This is a genomic window from Vibrio sp. YT-19(2023), from assembly GCF_033337395.1.
On sequence record NZ_JAWOQN010000314.1, the window covers coordinates 1 to 836 of the forward strand.

General features: G+C 48.8%; 1 protein-coding gene. It reads left to right on the forward strand.

Annotated features, from left to right (window positions below; translation table 11 throughout):
* On the forward strand, positions 1-752 hold a 752-nt coding region (oxyR, locus tag R7E78_RS25615), incomplete at its 5' end, for a DNA-binding transcriptional regulator OxyR (protein WP_318058543.1).
* Between the last annotated feature and the right edge of the window lie 84 nt (positions 753-836).

The window sequence follows — 836 nt, forward strand, 5'->3', positions numbered from 1 at the left end:
GCCGAGTGTTGTTCACCGACTCTGGCTTACAGCTGGTGTATCAAGCTAAACGCATTCTGAGTGAGGTGAAAACCTTTAAAGATATGGCCAGCGGACAGAGTGGGGCGATGACCGGTCCAATGCACATCGGTTTTATTCCGACGGTTGGCCCGTACTTATTGCCTAAAATTCTTCCACAGCTGAAAGAAGAGTTCCCTGAGCTTGAGCTGTTCCTGCATGAAGCTCAAACTCATCAGTTGGTTCGTCAGCTAGAGGAAGGGAAGCTGGACTGTTTGGTATTGGCTTCTGTGGCGGAAACTGCCCCATTTAAAGAGATTGAAGTGTACAACGAACCGCTTAGTGTTGCTGTACCATGTGGTCATGAATGGGCACAGCTCGACCAGGTTGATATGTTGGAGCTCAATGGGAAGACCGTGCTGGCTTTAGGTGATGGACATTGCTTACGCGACCAAGCGTTAGGTTTCTGCTTTGCGGCAGGAGCAAAAGATGATGAGCGCTTTAAAGCCACCAGTTTAGAAACTTTGCGTAATATGGTTGCTGCGGGAGCGGGTATTACTTTGTTGCCTCAGCTTTCTATTCCAGCCGAAAAACAAAAAGATGGCGTTTGCTACATTCCTGCCGTCAACCCTACGCCTTCACGCAGCATTGTTTTGGCGTACCGCCCTGGCTCTCCGTTGCGTGCTCGTTTTGAAGCATTAGCAGCGAAAATCAAAGCAATTCTCGAGTCGCAGCCATCTTCTATGGCCGCTTAACGTTATAAAAAAGGGGAGAGCCAACGCTCTCCCCTTATCTTTTCTTTCGTTTGGTTTAGAACAACTCTTCCGTTGTGCCACCAG